At 67.2% G+C, this 18,490-nt stretch carries 15 protein-coding genes; 13 read left to right on the top strand and 2 right to left on the bottom strand.

Going from position 1 to position 18,490, the window contains the following annotated elements; genetic code table 11:
* Positions 1–1,434 (bottom strand): hypothetical protein, encoded by a 1,434-nt coding sequence (locus QWL29_RS17845; protein ID WP_305824221.1) that lies wholly within the window; start codon positions 1,432–1,434, stop codon positions 1–3.
* 363 nt (positions 1,435–1,797) lie between these two features.
* On the opposite strand from QWL29_RS17845, the gene QWL29_RS17840 reads away from it, so the two are divergent.
* Entirely contained in the window at positions 1,798–3,597 is a 1,800-nt protein-coding gene (locus QWL29_RS17840; RefSeq protein WP_305824220.1) for a glycoside hydrolase family 16 protein, read from the top strand.
* A gap of 355 nt (positions 3,598–3,952) precedes the next feature.
* On the opposite strand, the gene QWL29_RS17835 is transcribed toward QWL29_RS17840, so the two are convergent.
* A complete protein-coding gene (locus QWL29_RS17835) occupies positions 3,953–4,567 on the bottom strand; it encodes a LysE/ArgO family amino acid transporter (RefSeq protein ID WP_305824219.1) in 615 nt (204 codons plus the stop codon).
* A 97-nt stretch (positions 4,568–4,664) separates the two neighbouring features.
* Here QWL29_RS17835 and QWL29_RS17830 point away from each other — a divergent pair, with 97 nt between their 5' ends.
* The 12 genes from QWL29_RS17830 to QWL29_RS17775 all read left to right on the top strand — a co-directional run bounded on the left by QWL29_RS17830 (position 4,665) and on the right by QWL29_RS17775 (position 18,489).
* Positions 4,665–5,558: a LysR family transcriptional regulator ArgP gene (locus QWL29_RS17830; protein ID WP_305824218.1), complete on the top strand. Its 894-nt coding sequence runs from the start codon at positions 4,665–4,667 to the stop codon at positions 5,556–5,558.
* A 100-nt stretch (positions 5,559–5,658) separates the two neighbouring features.
* Entirely contained in the window at positions 5,659–6,090 is a 432-nt protein-coding gene (locus tag QWL29_RS17825; RefSeq protein ID WP_305824217.1) for a hypothetical protein, read from the top strand.
* 235 nt (positions 6,091–6,325) lie between these two features.
* Positions 6,326–7,027, top strand: coding sequence for an MBL fold metallo-hydrolase (locus QWL29_RS17820; RefSeq protein WP_305824216.1), 702 nt, complete (start codon positions 6,326–6,328; stop codon positions 7,025–7,027).
* 86 nt (positions 7,028–7,113) lie between these two features.
* Entirely contained in the window at positions 7,114–8,469 is a 1,356-nt protein-coding gene (locus QWL29_RS17815; protein ID WP_305824215.1) for an amino acid permease, read from the top strand.
* A gap of 64 nt (positions 8,470–8,533) precedes the next feature.
* A complete protein-coding gene (locus QWL29_RS17810) occupies positions 8,534–10,708 on the top strand; it encodes a putative bifunctional diguanylate cyclase/phosphodiesterase (RefSeq protein WP_305824214.1) in 2,175 nt (724 codons plus the stop codon).
* A gap of 76 nt (positions 10,709–10,784) precedes the next feature.
* Complete coding sequence (locus QWL29_RS17805; protein ID WP_305824213.1) at positions 10,785–11,066, top strand: PAS domain-containing protein; 282 nt, start codon at positions 10,785–10,787, stop codon at positions 11,064–11,066.
* Complete coding sequence (locus tag QWL29_RS17800; protein WP_305824212.1) at positions 11,047–11,454, top strand: PAS domain-containing protein; 408 nt, start codon at positions 11,047–11,049, stop codon at positions 11,452–11,454. Before QWL29_RS17805 ends, QWL29_RS17800 begins: the two co-directional genes overlap by 20 nt.
* A complete protein-coding gene (locus QWL29_RS17795) occupies positions 11,357–12,238 on the top strand; it encodes a putative bifunctional diguanylate cyclase/phosphodiesterase (protein ID WP_370663712.1) in 882 nt (293 codons plus the stop codon). The genes QWL29_RS17800 and QWL29_RS17795 overlap by 98 nt, the downstream gene beginning before the upstream one ends.
* An 8-nt stretch (positions 12,239–12,246) precedes the next feature.
* Entirely contained in the window at positions 12,247–12,627 is a 381-nt protein-coding gene (locus tag QWL29_RS17790) for an EAL domain-containing protein (protein ID WP_370663710.1), read from the top strand.
* A 36-nt stretch (positions 12,628–12,663) separates the two neighbouring features.
* On the top strand, positions 12,664–16,050 hold the full coding sequence (locus QWL29_RS17785; RefSeq protein ID WP_305824211.1) for a CheR family methyltransferase: 3,387 nt from the start codon (positions 12,664–12,666) through the stop codon (positions 16,048–16,050).
* Positions 16,051–16,220: 170 nt separating this feature from the next.
* The gene (locus QWL29_RS17780) at positions 16,221–16,799 is read left to right on the top strand and encodes a TetR/AcrR family transcriptional regulator (RefSeq protein WP_305824210.1); all 579 of its coding nucleotides are present in this window, start codon (positions 16,221–16,223) and stop codon (positions 16,797–16,799) included.
* 1 nt (position 16,800) lies between these two features.
* The gene (locus QWL29_RS17775; protein ID WP_305824209.1) at positions 16,801–18,489 is read left to right on the top strand and encodes an MFS transporter; all 1,689 of its coding nucleotides are present in this window, start codon (positions 16,801–16,803) and stop codon (positions 18,487–18,489) included.
* Position 18,490 lies beyond the last annotated feature (1 nt).

Genomic DNA, 18,490 nt, shown 5'->3' with positions numbered 1-18,490 from the left:
CTAACTTCCGCCCTTCGTTTGCGCGGGTTGGGCCAGAGAATGCACGATGCGGTCGAGCAAGGAAAACAGGATCTCGATCCCGTAGCCGAAGACGAAGGGAATGAATACGGATGGCACTTCGCTGAAGTTCGAACTGCCGTCGGCCGCTTGCATTCCCCCGAATACGCCCGCGATCGCGCCCAGGCAAATGCGGATGATGCTGCTGCTGAACGACAGCGGGACGTAGGTATGTTCGCGCAGTTGCGAGCTGATCGACCGGATGATGTAGGCCAGGGCGCCGAGTATTCCCATCAGCATGGCGATGAAATAGGTGCCGAGGTTTTGTACCATCATCTTCACTTCCACGACCCGGCTTCGGAAGTGCTCGGCCTCGGCTTTCGCCAGGTCCTTCTGCATTTCCTGCAGCCGGTCTTCCTTGCGCCGCAAGTTCATGTTCTGCACCCACGACGAGTCGTCGTTGTACACGGGGGCCTGGCCAGGGGCAGGTGCCATGCTCGGTTCGGGTACCTTGAGTTCCGTGCTGTCGATGTCGTTTCGCAGTGCCCAGATTCTGCTGCGAAGGTTCTGCAGGTCCGGCGCAGCCGCAGAAGCCATATCGACCGGGCAAATGTATTCCAGCACGTAGCGGTTGCAGAACAACCTGGCCCTGTCGTACCAGCGCCGCATGAGATCTTCGAGCGGCCGGCTCCTTTCGGACAGTTTTTCCAGCCCGGCATTCAGGCTGCGCATCGCAACACTCTGGTTGACCAGTTCTCGCTCTGCCGCCAGTATCTGCTCGCCCAGGAATTTTGATCGCGCAATGTCGTCGGCATTCTGCCCAGCCACCTTGTCGGCGGAGGCGACCGTTCCGGGGCACAAGCGTCCGTTACCACACTGTGCGACGAGACTACGGGACTGGCTGCGCAGGCGCTCCAGCGTGTCTTCCTGCAGCAGCAATTGGGCCCCGATCTTGACGCGTTCCTGTTCGATTTGTTCGGCCTGGCTCAGCAGCTCCCTGCCCGCAACCCAGAAGCCCTGCAGCATGAGACAGACGATAAAGACGGCGAACGCGATCAGCACGTTGTAACCGGTGGGCGTAAACAGCGAGCCTGGGAAGCGCCGGCAGTCGAGGCGAGCGGTGGATCTGATCGAGTGCGCGCTCAGGGGGGCGATATCGGCTGCGATCGCGTCGTAGGCAATCCAGAAGTCCGACACCATCACGGAAGGCACGATTTGACCGGACCGCCTGTACGATCGGATATCGTCGACCCGCGCCAGCAGGTGACTGATCTTCAGCGGCTCAATCTTGCGATAGCTCTGCGCCGCGAAGGCGACCAGGATCTCCGCATCATCGAGCGCCGCCCCGACCGGGTCGCTGAAATGAATGGACGTTCGTCCGCGCGCCCGCGAGAGTTTCCGTAACATCACACGAAGCTGCCGCAACAGACGATGCATATTGCCTCCAGGGAGACGCCACCACCAGACATCGAAAAACATTGCCTGAATTGCATTAGCCACCTGGCAATCATATTCCCGTTTTCTGTCGGATGCACGAGAATCTTGCTGCGCTGTTCCAATGTGCCCGGTCCTCGGTCATCAGGGATGTTTTGGCGCATCGGCTATGCCGCCAGGATAAGCGCGCACGCCATGCCCATCATGGTTTGACGCTTGCGGGAAATCGGCCTATATTTTTCCCCGTTGGGTGGAAAGGTTTCCATATCAATCCTTCCAATGTCAGTCAAGACCAACTTCGAGTTGGCGCCCGTGGACAGCCGTCCTGGCCTGCCCGCTTTTCTTGGAGTACAACGAGGAGATAGCGTGAACAACGATCATCAACAACAGCGCTCGAAATGGAAACCTTTCCAGTTGGCGTGCAATTCTGTGGTGGCCGGGCTGCTGCTGGCCTGCAGCGCCCATGCCGCAGCCAGCGTCACCAATCCGGCCATCGGCCAGCTGCTGTGGTCCGAGGAATTCAACGGCAACAGCGTCAACACGGCCAACTGGACCGCGCAGGACGGCAACGGCTGCCAGATCAATCTCTGCGGCTACGGCAACGCCGAGCTGCAGTACTACAGCCCGAACAACGCCAGCATCGGCACCGTGCCCTTCGAATCCGGCACGCGGGCCCTGGCCATCCGCGCCCAGCGCCAGACCGTGGGCAGCAACAGTTTCACCTCGGCCCGGCTCGACACCAGGGACAAGGTGCAGGTCCAATACGGCATGATCGAAATCCGCATGAGCACGCCGGCCCTCGGTACCGGCCTGTGGCCGGCGGCCTGGATGCTGGGCGTCAGTCCCCAGACCTGGCCGCGCAACGGCGAGATCGACATCATGGAAATGGGCCACAAGGCATCGAGCCGGGCCGCCTCCGGGGCGCCCTCGCCGGACCGCTTCACCGCCTCGAACGTGATCACCTGGCAGCAGGCCGCCTGCGTACCGGGCAACGAAAGCTGCGCCGCCTCGACCGCCTGGCAGACCAAGAGCTGGGTCGTGCCGCCGACCTCGCTGGCGAACCGCTTCGTTCTTTACCGCATGTACTGGACCGAGAGCGAGATGCGTTTCACGCTGGTCGACAACGGCGTCGAGCGCAACATGTACGACGCGCCGCTGCCGGTGAACTCGACCGCGCTGCAGGCGCCCTTCTACCTGCTGCTCGACATGGCCGTCGGCGGCAACTTCACCGACGCCGCCTCGCCGGCCCAGGTAACGTCCACGCTGCCGGCCACCATGTACGTCGACTACATCCGCGTCTACCAGCTCGACGGCAAGGGCGCGGTGAAGCTCGGCAACCAGACGCTGCCGGAAGTCGGCAAGTTCGGCGTGTTCACCGATAACACGGTCGTGAACAGCAAGCTCGTGGCCGGCACCAGTTCCGACATCTTCCTGTGGAACGCAGCCTCCAGCGGCGCCGGCAACACCGCGCCCTACGAGGGCAGCAACGTGATCGCCTGGAACTACACGGCGCCCGGCCAGTGGTTCGGCGGCGGCGTGCAGGCGCGCCAGGCCCGCGACCTGTCGAATTTCCGTAACGGGACCGTGAAATTCCGCATCAAGATTCCGGCAAACGTCTCCTTCAACATCGGCGTCGGCGACACCTATACCAACCAGAACTGGGTCAACTTCCCGGCCAATACCACAGCGTATGGGCTGGTGCGCAACGGCGACTGGGCCCAGGGCAGCATCCCGGTCTCGACCCTGATCGGGCCGAGCGTGGCGCTGCAATCGATGCTGGACGTGTTCATGATCTCGAGCGACGCCAACCGCCTGCCGGCGTCGAGCTTCCAGTTCGCAATCGACGACGTCGTCTGGGATTCGGGCAGTGGAAGCGGCGGCGGCGGCGCCACCAATCCGCCGCCGAGCAGCGGGCCGACCTCGGTCTCGCAACTGTCGGCCACCACGCTGCAGTTCACCACCACCACCGGCAGCTGGGCCGACGTCCACTACACGGTGAATAACGGGCCGCAGCAGAACCTGCGCATGCGGCTCGACGGCAGCACGAATACCTATGTGGCGGGCGGCCTGAAGATCGGCGACGTGGTGCGCTACAGCTTTACCTACTGGGACACGGCGCGCAACTTCGCCGTGGATACGGCGCAGCAGAGCTACACGATGAAGTGAGGCGGTGAAGTAAAGCAGTGACCGGGCGATTCCGGCGCGGTGCTCACGCCGGGCCGGGATTGCTCTTTTGCAGCCTGTTCTACCGAGAGGGTGGGGGACGCCCGATCCCACCCCTCTACCAAAACTTCTCATTTACCGTTCTCATTTCATCTCATTCCTTCTCTTTTTCTTTTTCCCATTCGACAAGGAGGGAAAGAGAAGAAAAGAGAGAAAATGAGATGGCCGAAAGAGACGCCTTGGAAGAGGGCCATGCAGCGGCTTCACCTCCCTCCCCTGTGCCCTTTGCCCACCAAGCAAAAACGGTGCAGAAATAAACGCCCGCTTGGCGGAAGCCGTGGCGCTGTGGAAGGATCCGTCATCCGCGCAGCACGAGCACGGCCAGCACCAGCATCGTCAGTCCGGTAAATGCCTCGACTCCGCGCCACACGGCGGGCCGGCCCAATACGCCGGCGCAGCGCCGCGCCAGCAAGCCAAGCCCGGTGAACCACAGCAATGAGGCCGCCATCGCGCCGGCCGTGAACGAATGGCGGTGCTCCAGCGCCAGGCTGCTGCCCACCGCGCCCAGCAGCACGACGGTGTCCAGGTACACGTGGGGATTCAGGAGAGACATTGCCAGCACGGCGGCCAGCGCCTTGCGCGCGCCGCCCTTGCCCGGCTCACCGGCCAGACCCGGCGCCGCGGCGCCTCGCCAGCTGCTGAGCAGGCAGCGCAGCCCATACCACAGCAGGAACGCCGCGCCGCCATAGCGGCAGGCGGCCAGCAGTCCGGGCGAGGCTTCGACCAGGGCGCCGAAGCCGGACATGCCGAGCGCGATCAGGCTGACGTCGACCAGCACGCAGGCCGCCACCGTCAGCGCCACGTGCCGGCCAAGGATGCCGGTACGGATCACGTGCGCGTTCTGGGCGCCGATCGGCATGATCAGGCTCGCCCCCAAGCCCAGCCCCTGCATGAATACCTGTTGCGAAAACATCCGAGCGCTCCTTGTAAAAGTCCCCAGCATGGAGGCGCGGCGCCGTCTCATCAACTATATTAATGCTTTCTAACCCAGGATTAGCGGAGCTAATGTCATGAAGATCGATGCCCGCCGCAGCGCAGCCTTTGTCGCCGCCGTCGACACGGGCAGCCTGGACGCAGCCGCCGCGCTATTGCGGATCACGCCCTCGGCGGTATCGCAACGCATCACCGCGCTCGAACAGGACATGGGCACGCCGCTGCTGGTGCGCACCCGCCCCTGCCGCCCGACCGCGCCCGGCGCCCGCTTGCTCCAGTTCCTGCGGCGCCAGGCCTTGATGGAAGCGGAATTCCTGGCCGAACTGGAGAACGATGCCGGCCCGGTGCGGATCGCGCTGGCGGTCAACAACGACACCCTGGCCACATGGCTGCTGCCGGTGCTGGCGCCGGTCCTGATCGACGAGCATTTGCTCGTCGAGTTCGTGCTCGACAACCAGGGCCATACCTTTGCCCTGCTCGAACAAGGCCAGGCGCTGGCCTGCGTGTCCGGCGAAGCCGAGCCGATGCGCGGCTGCACCGTCACCCCGCTCGGGCGGATGCGCTACCGGATGGTGGCGGCACCCGCGTTTGCCCGCCGCTGGTTCCCGGCCGGCATCGACCGCGACGCAGCCCGGCGCGCCCCGGTGATGGTGTTCGACCGCAAGGACACCCTGCAAACCGCTTTCCTCCTGCAGCATTTCGGCTTGCCGGAAGGCGCCTATCCCTTCCACTACGTGCCGGCCAGCGACCCTTACGTGCAGGCCATCCGGCTCGGCCTCGGCTATGGCATGCTGCCGCAGGAACAGTGCGCGGCGCTGGTGGACAGCGGAGAACTGGTCGACCTGGCGCCGCACCTGCACGCCGACGTGCCGCTGTACTGGCACGCCTGGCGCATCCAGCCGCCGCGCATCGAGCGCATGGGAGCGGCGCTGGTGAAGGCTGCGCAAGCAGTGCTGTTGCCGCTGGCTTGAATGGAAAGGGCTCACCGACATGGAATGCGCACCAAATCCTTGCTCATTGCTGTTGATATCAAGATAATGAGCAGCCAAGTACACCACCACCCAGGATCACATGTACAAAGCTGCCTCACTGTTCACCTTCGCCCTGCTCGCCTCCAGCCCGGTCCTGGCGGCCGACATCTGCAAGGGCGACGTCCCGGAAGAAGTCGTGCTGGCCGAGCGCTACCAGTACAAGGTGGCCGGCACCGGCCGCCTGCACCTGCATACCGGGCCCGACGACAAGTGCATCAACAAGAAGGTCTTCGTGATTCCCGGCGACGATCTGGTTGCGTTCACCGAAGCCGGCGACAAGGGCGAATGGACCAGCGTGATGTACATGGCAAAGAACGGCGACGACTACAGCGGCTGGGTGCGCACCGACCGCCTGCGCTTCATGGGCGCGATGGGCGGCAACATGTCGCCCGAGACCATCAAGTTCTACCAAAACGCCGCAAAAGCCGCCGCCGGAGGCAAGCTCGGCTCGCCGACGGCCGAGGCGCACTGAGCACGCGCAGGCAGCGGGGAATCGCATGGATGCCGTGACCATCGGCCCCTGGCCATGCCGGTCCGGGTCGTTGCCGCGCTGCTGGGTGTGCTGGTCTTGGCTACGACCGGCACGGCAAGCTGGTGGCGCGCCACACGGGCGAGCTGTCGCCGGCCCAGCTGCGCGAAATCCGGATCGACGCCGGCGCCACCACCCTGCTGCTGCCGTACAATGCCGGCTTCGCCAGGAGACCGCCATGCACGTCAACCCGATCCAGCTGTTCGACGCCGAGTCGTCGACCTTCACCTACATCCTCGCCGCCCAGGACGGCAATGACGCCGTCATCATCGACCCGGTCGACCGCCACTGCGAGCGCGACCTGGCGCACCTGGCGCGCCTCGGCCTGAAGCTCGCTTACGTGCTGGAAACCCACGCCCATGCCGACCACGTCACCTCGGCCGGCCGCCTGCGCGAACTGACGGGCGCACAAGCTGCCGTCCCCAGCGGCTGCGGCATCGCCCCGGCCGAGCTGCAACTGGAAGACGGCGACACCGTGCGCTTCGGCGCCGGGGAGGCCATTCGCGTGCTGCACACGCCGGGCCACACGGCCGGCAGCGTCAGCTTCCTCTGGCGCGGCAACGTGTTTACTGGCGACACCCTGCTGATCGACGGCTGCGGACGCACCGACTTCCAGGGCGGCAGCGCCGCCGCCCTCTACGACAGCATCACGACTACACTGTTCGCGCTGCCGGATGCCACCCGGGTCTGGCCCGCGCACGACTACAAGGGGCAAAGCGTCTCCACCATCGGCTGGGAAAGGCAGCACAACGCGCGCCTGGCCGGGCGCTCGCGCGCGGACTTCGTCGTCCTGATGGACAACCTCGACCTGCCGCGTCCGAAGCTGATCGACATCGCCGTTCCCGCCAACCGCCAGCTCGGCCTGGCGCATGCCGCCTAGTTCCGGACCGATATCGGCAGGATTGCACTCCAGCATCGCCAACATGCATTAGAATCATCGACTTTTGCATACTGGCGCAGGCGGCAATGTCGGAACCGACGCAACAACTCAAACGCGGCCTCAAGGGCCGCCACATCCAGCTGATCGCCCTCGGCGGCGCGATCGGCACCGGCCTCTTCCTCGGCATCGCCCAGACCATCCAGATGGCCGGCCCTTCGGTCCTGCTCGGCTACGCGGTGGCCGGCCTGTTCGCCTTCCTGATCATGCGCCAGCTCGGCGAGATGGTGGTGGCCGAACCGGTGGCCGGCTCGGTCAGCTACTTCGCCGACAAATACGGCGGCCACATGGCCGGCTTCGTCACCGGCTGGAACTACTGGATGATGTACATCCTGGTCAGCATGGCCGAGCTGTCGGCGGTCGGCGTCTACGTCCAGTACTGGTGGCCCGAGATTCCGACCTGGGTCTCGGCGCTGGCCTGCTTCGCCGTCATCAATTCCTTCAGCCTGCTCAACGTGCGCGCTTTCGGCGAGCTCGAATTCTGGTTCGCCGTCATCAAGGTGGTGGCCGTGATCGGCATGATCCTGTTCGGCGGCTGGCTGCTCGTCAGCGACAGCGCAGGTCCGGAAGCCGGCGTGGCCAACCTGTGGCGCCACGGCGGTTTCTTCCCGCACGGCGTCTCCGGCCTGGTGATGGCGATGGCCGTCATCATGTTCTCCTTCGGCGGCCTGGAACTGATCGGCATCACCGCAGCCGAAGCCGACAACCCGGAAAAGACCATCCCGCGCGCCACCAACCAAGCCCTGTACCGGGTACTCATCTTCTATGTCGGCGCCCTGTTCATCCTGCTGTCGCTGTTCCCGTGGCAGAAAGTCGTCAGCGGCGGCAGCCCCTTCGTGCTGATCTTCGCGGCCCTGAACAGCAATGCGGTGGCCACCATCCTGAACGTGGTGGTGCTCACCGCCGCGCTGTCGGTGTACAACAGCGGCGTATACGCCAACACGCGCATGCTGTACGGCCTGGCGGTGCAGGGCAACGCCCCCGGCGTGCTGAAAAAGCTCACGGCCAGCGGCGTGCCGCTGGCGGCGCTGGGCGTGTCGGCCGCCGCCACCCTGGTCTGCGTGCTGGTGAACTACCTCATGCCGGGCGAAGCCTTCGGCCTCATGATGGGCCTGTCGGTCTCGGGCCTGATCATCAACTGGGCCACGATCTCGCTGGTGCACCTGCGCTTTCGCCGCAGCCGCAGCGAACTGGGCCAGGGCGCTACCGTGTTCCCGAGTCCGGTTCACCCGCTCTCGAACTGGCTGTGCCTGGTGTTTTTGGCCGGGATCCTGGCGGTGATGTTCATGACGCCCGGCCTGCGTACCTCGGTCTACATGATCCCGGCCTGGCTGCTGCTGCTGTGCGCCGGCTATGCGCTGCGCCGCCGCAGGCAGGCGGGCTGAAGCCTCGCGCCGCTGAATTTGAAATCCGGTTACCATCCTCGGCTGACCACTGCTTGGCCGAAGCATGAGAACCTACCACGATCCTTCCGGCCCGGGCGGCATGCCGATGCCGCCGCCGGGCTACCCGCAGGCGACGTCTTCGGTCTCCACCGATAGCGCGCACCCGCCCGACGTCGACAGCCTGCTCGATATCGTCCCCGCCGGCGTCGTCGTGCACGGCGCCGACTCGCGCGTCTTCTACGCCAATCGCTACGCGCTGGCCCTGCTCGGCCCCGCCCTCGACATCATGCGCACCGAGCCGGTATCGTCGAACGCCTGGCCGCTGCTGCGCGCCGACGGCAGCCCGCTGCCGCCCGCCGAGAACCCGGTGCAGCGGGTGCTGGCCAGCGGCGGCGCCGTGGTCGACTTCGTGATCGGCCTGCGCGGCCCCGTCACGCGCTGGCTGCTGTGCAGCGCGCACCCCACCTTCGCCCCGGGCGGGGGCATCGAGGAAGTGGTGGTCTGCTTCACCGACTGCACCGAACTGAAACGCATGGAGCAGTCGCTGCGCGACTCGAAGGAGCGCCTGCGCCTGATGCTGCAGGGCTCCACCGATGCGCCCTGGGACTGGAACCTGGCCGAGCCGCGTCCCTACCTGTCGGCGCGCTGGTGGGACATGCTCGGCTACAGCCGCAGCGACCCCGCGGCCGACGACAACGGCTGGTATGCGCTGGTGCACCCCGAGGACCTGCCGCGCCTGCAGGAATACATGCAGCAGGTGGTGACGTCCGGCGAATCGGTGTACCGCATCGAATTCCGGATGCGCCACCGCGCCGGGCACGATGTGCCGGTGCTGTCGCGCGGTTTCGTGCAGCGCGACAGCACCGGCAAGGCGCTGCGCCTGTCCGGCACGAATACCGACCTCACCGATGCCAAGCACGCCGAGCAGCGCATCTATGAACTCGCCTATTTCGACGTCCTCACCGGCCTGCCGAACCGGCGCCTGCTGCACGAGCAGATGGCCAAGATCCTGCCCCGCAGCGCGCGCTCGCGCCAGGTCGGCGCGCTGCTGTTCATCGACCTCGACAACTTCAAGCTGCTCAACGACACCCTCGGGCACGACGTCGGTGACCATTTGCTGCGCCTGGTCGCGGGCCGCCTGCGCGATACGGTGCGCGCCAGCGACCACCTGGCGCGCCTGGGCGGCGACGAATTCGTGGTCGTGCTGGAAAACCTCGGCGAGACCCAGGACGCGGCCGTGCACGAGACGCAGGCGATCGGCGCCAAGCTGCTGGCGGCGCTGGGCCAGCCCTACAGTCTGGGCGTACGCCTGCACAGCAGCACGCCGAGCATCGGCGTGGCCCTGTTCGGCGCCCAGCCCACCAGCGCCGACCTGCTGCTGCGCCAGGCCGATCTGGCGATGTACCGCGCCAAGGGCGACGGCCGCAACACGCTGCGCTTCTTCGACCCCGGCATGCAGGCCGCGGCCGACCAGCAGATCGACCTCCAGAACGACCTGCGCGACGGCATCCGCCAGCAGCACTTCGAACTGTATTGCCAGCCCCAGTTCGGCGCCGACGGCCGCCTGGTCGGCGGCGAAGTGCTGGTGCGCTGGCGCCACGACGTGCGCGGCCTGGTCGTGCCGGGCGACTTCATTTCGCTGGCCGAGGCGTCGGGCCTGATCGTGCCGCTCGGCGCGATGGTGCTGGCCGAGGCCTGCCGCGTGCTGGCGCGCTGGGCGCTCGACCCGCGCCTCGAAACGCTGGCCATGGCGGTGAACGTCAGCGCCTACCAGCTGCGCGAACCGGATTTCGTCGAGGGCGTGCTGGACACCCTGGCGCGCAGCGGCGCCAACCCGCGCCGCCTGTGCCTGGAGCTGACCGAGAGCGTATTCGCCGAGAACGTCGACGCCGTCAGCGACAAGATGCGCGCCCTGCGCGCCCACGGCATCCGCTTCTCGCTCGACGATTTCGGCACCGGCTACTCCTCGCTGAGCTACCTGAAGCGCTTCCCGCTGGCCGAACTGAAGATCGACCGCAGTTTCGTGAAGGACCTGCCCGACGACGCCCACGCCGGCGCCATCGTCGACGCCATCCTGGCGCTGGCGCGCACGCTCGACCTGGAAGTGGTGGCCGAAGGCGTGGAAACCGGCGCCCAGCACGACTTCCTGGTGGCGCGCGGCTGCCGCGTGTTCCAGGGCTACCTGCTGGGCAAACCGTTGCCGATCGCCGGCTTCGAGGCAGGGTTCGCCCCAGCCTGACGCGTCCATTGCAATTCTCGCGTCCGGCCGCGAGAAGCGTTAGAATCGTGTATTGACAGCGCTGCAGGCGGCCACGATGGGTTTCGCTTCACCGAATGGACACAGCTTCCCGCCCGCCGGATGGGGCCGGGACGATTTGGAGGCATTGCTCGACCATATCCCTGCGGGGATCGTGATCCACGGGACCGACTCGCGCGCGCTGTACGCCAACCGCTGCGCGCGCCACCTGCTCGGCGACGCCATAGGCCTGATGCGCCGCTACCCGGCCGACTCCGGCGCCGTGCCGCTGCTGCGCCCGGACGGCAGCCCGCTCCAGCCTGCGCTGGCTGATCTGCAACGTGTATCCCCTGCTCGATGACGCCGGACGCATCGCCTATGTGGCCGCCTGCTTCACCGAGTGCACGGAACTCAAGCGTGTCGAGGATTCCCTGCTGAAGTCGGAAGAGCGCCTGCGCCTGGCCATGCAGGGCAGTACCGACGCACCCTGGGACTGGGGCACCGAAACGGGCCTGGTGCATTATTCCGACCGTTGGTGGGAGATGCTCGGGTTTCCGCCCTCCCACGGCGAGCGCGATCCGGTGGCCTGGCGCACGCAGATGCATCCCGGCGACAACCGACCTGAGCGCCGCCAAGGAAGCCGAGCGCCGCATCCACGACCTGGCCTACTTCGACCACCTTACCGGGCTGCCGAACCGCCGCCTGCTGGTCGACGAGCTGTCCCGGATCCTGCCGCGCAGCGCGCGTAATGGCCAGTTCGGGGCCGTGCTGTTCATCGACCTCGACAACTTCAAGCAGGTCAACGATACGCTCGGCCACGCCGCGGGCGATTTGCTGCTGCGCGAAGTGGCCGCCCGCCTGGGCGGCGACGAGTTCGTGGTGGTCCTCGACGAGCTCGGCACCGGCGAGGCCGAAGCGGTCCAGCAGGTGCACATGGTCGGCGCCAAGCTGCTCGAAGCACTCGCGCGCCCGCATGCGCTCGGCGCCCGGCCCAGCGTCAGCACGCCGAGCATCGGCGCGGCCATGTTCGGCGCGGCGCAGGCCGGGGACGCCATCGGCCAGCACCGCTTCGAGCTGTATTGCCAGCCCCAGCTCGGGGTCGACGGCCGGCTGGCCGGCGCCGAAGTGCTGCTGCGCTGGCGCCACGCCACGCGCGGCATGGTCGCGCCCGACGAATTCATCGGCCTGGCCGAATCCAGCGGCCTGATCGTGCCGCTGGGCGCCATGGTGCTGGCCGAGAGCTGCCGCGCGCTCGCGCGCTGGGCCGGCCATCCGCAACTGCGCGAGATCACCCTGGCCGTCAACGTCAGCGCCCAGCAGCTGCGCGACCCCGGCTTCGTGGCGCAGGTGCTGGACATCCTGGCCGCAAGCGGCGCACCGCCCCAGCAGCTCTTCCTCGAACTGACCGAGAGCGTGTTCGCCGAAAACCTCGACGAGGCCTGCGCCAGGATGCATGCGCTGCGCACCCATGGCGTCTGCNGGACATCCTGGCCGCAAGCGGCGCACCGCCCCAGCAGCTCTTCCTCGAACTGACCGAGAGCGTGTTCGCCGAAAACCTCGACGAGGCCTGCGCCAGGATGCATGCGCTGCGCACCCATGGCGTCTGCTTTTCGCTCGACGACTTCGGTACCGGCTATTCCTCGCTCGCCTACCTGAAGCGCTTTCCGCTGACCGAACTGAAGATCGACCGCAGCTTCGTCAAGGATTTGCCCGACGAAGCGCATGCCGGCGCCATCGTCGACGCCATCCTCGCGCTGGCGCGCACCCTGAACCTCGACGTGGTAGCCGAGGGCATCGAGACCGGCGCGCAGCGCGACTTTTTGGTGGCGCGCGGCTGCCGCCTGCTGCAAGGCTACCTGCTGGGCAAACCCAGCCCGATCGCCGACTTCGAATCGCAGTTCGGGACGGCCGGCCAGGCTTGACGGCCGCAAGTGCGCGCCAAATCGCCGAGCTGTGCGATGCTGCCTGCAACGGCTTCGCACTTTTCCATCATGGGCACCCAGAGATCCGACCAGGCACGGCAACAGAACCACGCACCATCCGCCCCGTCCTTTCCGGTCGTCGGTATCGGTGCGTCCGCCGGCGGCCTGGCGGCGCTGGCGACCATGCTGGAGAACCTGCCGGCGGCGCCGGGCATGGCATTCATCGTCGTCTTCCATCTGCTGGCCGACCAGCACAGCAACGCCGACCGGGTCTTGCAGGGTTCGACCCGGCTACCGGTGGTGCAGGTCAGGCACGCCACGCTGGTCCTGCCCGACCACGTTTACGTGATCCCGCCTGCGCGCAGCATGAAGATGGAGGACGGCTACCTGGTCCTGTACCAACTCGATCGCACACCGGGCCATCCGGCGACCGTCGACAGTTTCTTCGCTACGCTGGCCATGGCCCACCGTGAGCACGCCATCGGCGTCGTCCTGTCCGGTCTCGGTTCGGATGGCACGGCGGGCCTGGCGCACATCAAGGAACAGGGTGGCGCGACCCTGGTCCAGTCGCCTGCCGATGCCGAGCACCCCGGCATGCCGCAGTCGGCGATCGATGCCGGCGTGGCCGATGCCGTGCTCGCGGCTGCCGCCATCCCGGCCGCGCTGGCGGCGCTGCGCCCTGGCCTCGGCCCCGGCCAGGAGCGCGCCTTGCAGGATGTGCTGTCGCTGCTGCAGGCGCAGACCGGCCACGACTTTCGCCACTACGCGCGCGCCTCGCTGCTGCGCCGGCTGGAACGGCGCCTGGCGCTGCGCGGGCAGCCGGACCTGGCGGGCTACCATGCGCTGCAGCGGCAAGACCCCGCGGAATCGCAGGCCCTGCTGAAGGACCTGCTGGTCGGCGTGACCCGCTTCTTCCGCGACCCCGCGGCATTCGCCATGCTCGAGCAGATGGTGCTGCCGCGTATCTTCGCCGGCAAGGGCCCGCACGATACGGTGCGCGTGTGGGTGGCCGCCTGCTCCAGCGGCGAGGAAGCCTATTCGGTGGCGATGCTGCTGGCCGACCACGCGGCGTCGCTGGCCGATCCGCCGGCGATCCAGGTGTTCGCGTCCGACATCGACGCGCAGGCGATTCGTACGGCGCGCGCCGGACTGTATCCCGCGTCGATCGCGCAGGACGTGCCGCAGGACCGGCTGCAGCGCTATTTCACGGCCGAACACGGCGCCTACAAGGTACGCAAGGCGCTGTCGCGGCAGGTACTGTTTGCCGAGCACAACCTGCTGCGCGATCCCGCCTTTTGCACGCTGGACCTGGTCAGCTGCCGCAACGTCCTGATCTACCTGGACAAGGCCATGCAGCGTCAGGTCTTCGACAAGTTCCACTTTGCCCTGTGTCCGGGCAGCTATCTCATGCTCGGCAGCACGGAAACGGCCAATGACGCAACCGGCCTGTTCGAGGCGGTCGACAGCGGCGCGCGCATCTACAGGACGCTGCCGGAGGCGTGTTCTACGCCAACGCCGGCGCCCGCCCTGTCCCGGCATGTCGAGCGGCATGTGGAACCGCATCTTCAGCGCCATGAACCGCAGCCCGGCATGCGCCGCCGCAGCCGTCTGTTTTCCTTTGCCGACATCCACCTGCACAAGATAGCGGAGGGGGCGCCGCCCAGTGTCCTGGTCGACGGCAATGCCGACATCGTGCACATTACGGCAGGGGCCAGCCGCTTCCTGCGCCATGCCGGCGGCGAGCCCACGCGCGAGCTGGTGGCGCTGGTTCCGCCGGCATGGCGCCTGGCGTTACGCACCGCACTGTTCCAGGCACGCAAAACCGGCCGCGAGACCGGCACCGGCGCGGTGCGGTACGAGGAGAACGGCGAGCAGCGCGCGGTCGACATCAAAGTCGTGCCCTTCCACGACGAGCATGCCGAAGGCCTGCTGATGCTGGCGAGCTTCATCGACGTCCCCGCCCTGCCAGCGGCGGCTGCGGCACCCGACCTGCGCGGCCAGTCGATGCTGGAACAGTTCGACCAGGAACTGCGCGCTACCCGTCACCGGCTGCTGGAAACCATCGACCAGGCCGAACAATCCGACGCCGCGCTGCGCACCAGCCTGGAAGAGACGAGGACGACGGTCGAAGAGCTGCGCGCGTTGAACGAGCGGCTTGGCGCGGCATTGGACAAGGCGCGCGCCGCCAACGGCGAGCTCCAGGCCGCCAACGCCGGCCTGGCGCAGCGCCTGGACAGCCTGGTCAAGTCGCACGACGACCTGGACAACCTGATCGCCTCGTCCGACGTCGCGACCCTGTTCCTCGACCGCGGGATGCGCATCGAGCGCTACACGCCGGCCATCGCCGGCCTGTTCAACGTGATCCCGGCGGACATCGGCCGTCCGCTGCGGCACATCACCAGCCGGCTCGACAATCCCAACCTGGCCGCGGACGCCGCCCGCGTCTTCGAGACGCTGCAGCCGCTGGAGCAGGAAGTCAACGGCAAGGACGGCCGCGTGTACATCGTGCGGGTCTACCCGTATCGTACCGGCGCGCACCGCATCGCGGGCGCGGTCATGAGCTTCTTCGACATCACCGGCCGCAAGCGGGCGGAAGACATGCTGCGCGAGCGCGAGGTGCTGCTGCGTACGCTCCTGGAAAGCCATGCGCAGGCCATCTGGCAGACCGATGCGCAAGGCCGGGTGGTGGCCGATTCGGCTTCGTGGCTCGCGTATACCGGGCAGTCCGGCGCCCAATGGTCGGGAGAAGGCTGGGCCGACGCACTGCATCCGGATGACCGCGAGATGGCGCTGCGGGTGTGGCGTGCGGGCATCGCCGCAGGCCAGGCCATCCGCAACCGCTTCCGCCTGCAAACCGCGCACGGCGTCTGGCGCTGGACCAGCGTTCTGGCCGCGCCCGTGCGCCATCCGGATGGGTCGGTGCGCAAGTGGGTCGGCATGAACATCGACATCGATACCGAACAGCGTGCCGAGGACCTGCTGCGCGCGAGCGAGATGCGCTTGTGGGCGCGCCCGGCCGACCAGGCTTGCTCGCGCCTGTTCGAGGCGGCTCCGGCGCCGCTGCTGGTGGTCGGGACCGACGCGCCGCGCTTCACCATCCGCGAGGTGAACAGCGCGTATCTGGCGGCCACCATGCGCAGGCGCGAAGACCTCGTCGGCTGCGGCATCGTCGACGCCTGGCCCGACCATCCGCAAGGCGCTGGCGGCGGTACTGCGGCGGCGCTGCGCGCGTCGTTCGAACACGTGCTGGCCTCGCGCGAGTCCGACTGCCTGCCCGACCTGCGCTACGACATCGTGCGGGCTGACGGCAGCGTCGAGGAACGCTGGTGGCGCCCGATCAATGCGCCGGTGCTCGACGGGGACGGCATGGTCGAGGCCGTCATCCACCATGCCATCGACGTCACCACGGCGCGCCGCGCCTGACACCGCATTCGGGCATGGGCCGTGGCGTGCGCTGGGAACCGGGCGAATCGCAGTATTCTAATAGCAAATATACAATGAGAAACAATGAGAGACAATGCGTGGCGCCGTGCGACAAGGATGCCGCGCCGTCCTCCTTGCCTGCCTCGATTAACCGGACAAAGGTGTCCCACTTGACGACCACGCTTCGATCCGACGCCGCATTGCGGCGCGACCAGATCCTCGACGCAGCCGATGCGGTCTTTTCGCGCCATGGCGTGACCGCGCCGCTCGACCTGGTGGTGGCGCAGGCCGGTGTCGGCCGGGCCACGCTGTACCGCAACTTCCCCGACCGCGCGGCCCTGATGGACGCGCTGCTCGACCGTTCCCTCGCAGCGCTCGAAACGGGCGCCGGCGGAGCCGATCTGTTCGTGCTGCTGGAGCAGGTGGCGCAGTGCATCGTCGCCTCGCCCGCCGTGACCGACTACTGGCGCGCGGTCGACGCCGGCCATCCGTTGGCCAAGGAGGGACGCGAGCGGCTGGCGCGCCTGTTCCGCGCGCCGCTGGCCGCCGCCATCAAAAGCGGCGCCTGCCGCGCGGATCTGAAACCCGGCGACATCGTGCTGGTGTGCGGCATGCTGGGCGCGGCCCTGCGCGGCAGCAGCGTGGCCCAGCAACGCAGCCTGGCGCGGCGCGCCATCGAACTGGTGCGGGGCGGGATCGCTTCGCCCGCCTCGACATCTACCTCGACGGCAGCAGCGCGGAGACGCTAGCATGGCGGTGCTGCTCAAGCCGACGCCGAACTGGGAAGAGCACGAAAAGCCGACCCTGCCCGGCTCTGCCTCGATGCCCTACCATACGCCCGCGGTGCGCCTGGCCTATGCCTGCGTCGCGCTGCTGGTGGGGATTACCGGGGGCCTGGGCAATGCACTGGTCACGGCCAACCTGGCCACGATCCAGGGCCAGCTTGGGCTGACGCCGTCCGAAGGCGCCTGGCTACCGGCCGCCTACGTGATGGTGAACATCACGGTGAACATGCTGGTTTTCAAATTCCGCCAGCAGTACGGGCTGCGCCTGTTCGCCGAGATCGGTCTCGGCCTGTACGCCGCCGTCACCCTGCTGCACCTGCTGGTCGGCGGTTTCGCGATGGCGGTGCTGGTGCGCGCCGCCAGCGGTTTTGCCGCCGGCACCGCCACCACGCTGTCGATGCTGTACATGCTGCAGGCGGCGCCGCGCGCCTACACCGGCAAGATGGTCGTCATCGGGGTCGGCATCCCGCAACTGGCCACGCCGCTGGCCTGGCTGCTGTCGCCGACGCTGCTGGTGTTCGGCCAGTGGCACAACCTGTACCTGTTCGAGGCCGGCCTGGCCCTGTGTTCGCTGGCGGCCGTCGTCGTGCTGAAGCTCCCGCCCGGCATGCACGTGAAGGTATTCGAGAAGAAGGACTTCATCAGCTTCGCGCTGATGGCGCCGGGGGCCGCGATGCTGGTGGCGGTGCTGGCCCAGGGCTATTCGCACTGGTGGTTCGACGAAGCCTGGCTGGCCTGGCTGCTCATCGGCGCCGTGGTCTTCATCCTCGCCGCCCTGTTCGTCGAACACCACCGCGAGAACCCGCTGCTGCAGACGCGCTGGCTGGTCACGCCCAACATCCTGCGCTTCATCGTCGGCGCCTTCTTGATCCGCTTCCTCACCTCCGAGCAGACCTTCGGCGCGGTGGGCCTGCTGCGCACCCTGGGCATGGGGCCGGACCAGATGCAGCCGCTGTTCGTCGTGATCCTGGCCGGGACGATCGTCGGCATGCTGGCCAGCGCCCTCACCTTCAGCCCCAGGACCCTGATCGCCCAGCTGATCGCGGCCATCGTGCTGTTCGGGGTGGCAGCCATGATCGACTACGGCCGCACCAGCCTGGACCGGCCGGAAGACTTCTTCCTCAGTCAGTTCCTGGTGGCCCTGGGCAGCGGCATGTTCATGGGGCCACTGGTCTTCCTGGGCATCAGCCAGGCGTTGAAGTACGGCCCAAATTATGTGGTGACCTTTACGGTGGTGCTGTCGCTGACCCAGTCGCTGGGCGCGATGACCGGCTCGGCCCTGCTCAGCACCTACCAGCTGCACCGCGAGCAGGTGTATTCGAGCGCGCTGACCGCCGACATCAACCCGGCCGACCCGCAGGTGGCGCTGCGCCTGCAACAGCAGCAAGGCGTGTACCGCGCGCTGATCACCGACCCGGTGCAGCGCGCCGCGCAAGGCACGGCCCTGCTGTCGCAGATCGCACGGCGCGAAGCCAACGTGCGCGCATTCAACGACGTGTTCGCACTGTCGGGCATGCTGGCCCTGGCCTTCCTGTCGTGGTCGCTGTTCGTGGCGATCCGCGCCTCGGTACGCAACCGCCGCGCAGCTGCTGCCGCAGTTGCTACCGCTACCGCTTCCCCCAATCCGGCGCCGCCAGGCGCCACCAAAGCTTGAT

It is taken from the genome of Massilia brevitalea, assembly GCF_030711405.1.
GTDB lineage: Bacteria > Pseudomonadota > Gammaproteobacteria > Burkholderiales > Burkholderiaceae_D > Telluria > Telluria brevitalea.
The sequence above is the reverse complement of the archived record's forward strand: the minus strand, read 5'-3'. Positions and strand labels throughout refer to the sequence as shown.